This is a genomic window from Chamaesiphon sp. OTE_8_metabat_110, assembly GCF_031382685.1.
Lineage (GTDB): Bacteria > Cyanobacteriota > Cyanobacteriia > Cyanobacteriales > Chamaesiphonaceae > Chamaesiphon.
Map to the genome: position 1 here is coordinate 1 of NZ_JANMZA010000595.1, position 3,084 is coordinate 3,084.

Below are 3,084 nucleotides of genomic sequence, written 5' to 3' on the forward strand. Positions count from 1 at the left end.
TTCCGACAGTCTTACTAGTTGGCAATCACGATCAACATTCTCAGGGGCAAGGTGGAGCCAGCTTGTCAATTTATCGCTCTTTGGCAGTCCCTGGGACGATTGTGGGTGATTCGATCGAGACTCATACGATCGAGACTCGCAGTGGGCAGATCCAAATTATTACACTTCCCTGGATTAATCGTTCCACTTTACTGACGCGGGAGATCTCCGAAAATCTATCGATTCTAGAAGTAAATAAATTATTACTCGACAAACTCCAGCCGCGATTAGAAGGCGAAATCCGCAAACTCAATCCCGATCTACCGACGATCGTCTTAGCTCACCTAATGGCGGATAATGCCACGCTGGGAGCCGAGAAATTTTTAGCTGTCGGACGAGGGTTTACCATTCCCCTGTCCTTCCTGACCCGTTCTTGCTTTGACTACGTGGCTTTAGGACACGTCCATCGTCACCAAAACCTGAATAAAACTAATGACCCCGCCGTCGTCTATCCCGGAAGTATCGAGCGGGTAGACTTTAGCGAAGAAAAAGAAGATAAAGGCTATGTCTTAGTCACGATTGAACCGACAGTCCAACCAGCTAGCAAAAGCTTTGAGACGACTTGGGAATTTTGCCCTTTAGAAGTGCGGACTTTTCGGACGATTAGAATCGATGTTTCCAGTAGCGAACAGCCGCAACTAGATATCTTAGCCGCGATCGCCAAAGTTGATATTCTAGATGTAGTCGTCCGCTTGATCTACCAACTCAATCCCCAGCAAGTCGAATTAATTAGTACTAGCGGCATTCACGAAGCCTTGAGTACCGCTCATCACTACACGATTCAAGCCGAACTAATCAGTCAGCTCAGTCAACCCCGATTGCCCGAACTTGGCTGTAGCGTTGGCGATCCGATGGTAGCACTCTCAACTTATCTCGACAATCGTCCCGATCTCAAAGACATCGCCACGGCGATGATCGCAGCGGCAAATGAGTTATTGTCTGACGACAATCTCGGTGGGAGATCCAGCAATCGCGTATTACTCGATCTCGAATCTGCTGCTGATGCTTTAGATCTCGAATCAGCCACCAGTAAGTCTAAATCATCAGTTACGGATGGGCAATTAACCCTGTTGTAACAGCAGATTGAGTGATGCCATTCGATTGCATAAGTAGGCTCACTCTACGCCACTTACTAATCGAACCTTACGCAGGAGAGTCTGAGAGGCGGCGTCCCGCCTTTCAGCGGGGGGTCTGGGGGTCGGAACCCCCAGATCCGGGTTCTGCCTCCGCTAGAAAAATCGCAACTCACTAATATCTAAAGTTTACCGATCCACTAAGCACAACAACTGACAAAACTACCTTATCCCGAACTCACGTTCATGGCTAGTTCGATTGTGTTAGTCTCGTTGGCGATTTGGGTCTAACCGTCAAGCTGTGTCACCATGTCTCCCGTCAAACTAAAGGCGCGAGCTTCGGTAATTTTGACGGGGACGACTTTACCCCGCAGTTCTTCAATATCCCCATTGAAAAAAGTCAAGCGATTGCCACCAGTTCGACCTAAAACTTGGTCGGGATTTTTGGCATTACGGTCTTCGACCAATACCGATTCTACCCGATCGAGATATCGCTGCGATCGCTCGATCGCCGTTTGGGAAACTAGGTGATTGATCCGCTGCAATCTATCGAGTTTGATTTCTTCACTCAATTGATTTGTCCACACGGCGGCGGGGGTATTCGGACGTGGTGAATAAGCAGCCGTATTCACCATATCTAAGCCGATATCCGCGATCAAAGTCAGCGTCCGCTCGAACTGTTCCTCAGTCTCACCGGGAAATCCGACGATCGCGTCGGCACTAATCGACGCATCGGGCATATACTGACGAATGGTATCGACAATCCGGCGATATTTTTCGTGAGTATAACCCCGCGACATCGCTTTGAGAATGTCATTATCCCCAGACTGAAAGGGTACGTGGAAATGCTCGCACACCTTCGGTAGTTCGGTACAGGCTTTAATCAACCGCTCGGTAAAATAACGCGGGTGGCTAGTGGCAAATCGAATCCGCTCGATCCCCTCGATGTCATGAACGTAGTAAAGTAAATCCGTCAACGTATTCAAATGGCGACCTTCCACCGTCGAACCGGGTAAATCGCGCCCATAGGCATCGATGTTTTGACCGAGTAAGGTAATTTCTTTATAACCCTGACGTGCCAACTCCTTAATTTCAGTGCGAATAGCTTCAGGCGTGCGCGACTGCTCGATGCCACGTACATTAGGCACCACACAATAGGTACAGCGTTCGTTACAGCCATAAATCACATTCACCCACGCCGTCACGCTACTATCGCGGCGGGGTTTGGTAATATCTTCAATAATGTGTACTGGTTCGGTCGCCACCACCTGAGCGCCAGCAAATACCTGCTGCAACAGGTCTTCGAGACGATTGGCATGTTGTGGCCCCATAATGATATCTAGCTCGGGAATCCGGCGCAGCAGTGCTTCACCTTCCTGCTGAGCAACGCAACCAGCCATAATCAGGATCAGATCCGGATTGTCTTTTTTGCGGCGAGTTTGTTTGCCTAGATAAGAATAAACCTTCTGTTCTGCCAGATCGCGAATCGTGCAGGTGTTATACAGCACCAAATCAGCACTGAAAGGATCGTCCGACCATTGGAACCCCATTTCTTCTAATATCCCACCCATCCGCTCGGAATCAGCTTTGTTCATCTGACAGCCAAAGGTGGTGATGTGATAGCTTCGATTTACGGGAGTCATGATTTAGGGGATAGGTGAGAACAGAGCGATTTCTGTTATGTGGCAGCCAGTGAGAATATATTATAGTCGATCGCATATGTCTTCGGTGCTGGATCGGATTACCTGGCGAAACAGTTAAGATCGAAAACGGTAGAGTTTACATCGATGGTAAACTCTACCGTAAAGATTATATTATTCGATCGAGCACTGCTTTGAATAAATTAATTATGGTGCCCGATCGACGCTATTTTGTCATCGGTGATAATCGCGCTAATCCTGATAGAAGTATTATCACTCGTGAGGCGATCGTCGGTAAAGTTATTTGGCATTTTAGTAGCAAATAATTTTAA

3 protein-coding genes are annotated in these 3,084 nt (G+C 48.0%); 2 read left to right on the top strand and 1 reads right to left on the bottom strand.

The window, feature by feature from the left end:
• The coding region (sbcD, locus tag RMO52_RS21425; protein ID WP_310418357.1) for an exonuclease subunit SbcD at window positions 1-1,115 on the top strand (1,115 nt) is incomplete at its 5' end.
• Between the two features lie 284 nt (window positions 1,116-1,399).
• Here sbcD and miaB read toward each other — a convergent pair.
• Window positions 1,400-2,755 carry a tRNA (N6-isopentenyl adenosine(37)-C2)-methylthiotransferase MiaB gene (gene miaB, locus RMO52_RS21430; RefSeq protein ID WP_310418360.1) on the bottom strand — a complete coding sequence of 452 codons (1,356 nt, stop codon included), beginning with the start codon at window positions 2,753-2,755 and terminating at the stop codon, window positions 1,400-1,402.
• A 92-nt stretch (window positions 2,756-2,847) separates the two neighbouring features.
• Between miaB and RMO52_RS21435 the strand changes: the two genes are divergently transcribed.
• Window positions 2,848-3,078 carry a S26 family signal peptidase gene (locus tag RMO52_RS21435; protein ID WP_310418364.1) on the top strand — a complete coding sequence of 77 codons (231 nt, stop codon included), beginning with the start codon at window positions 2,848-2,850 and terminating at the stop codon, window positions 3,076-3,078.
• Window positions 3,079-3,084: the final 6 nt, after the last annotated feature.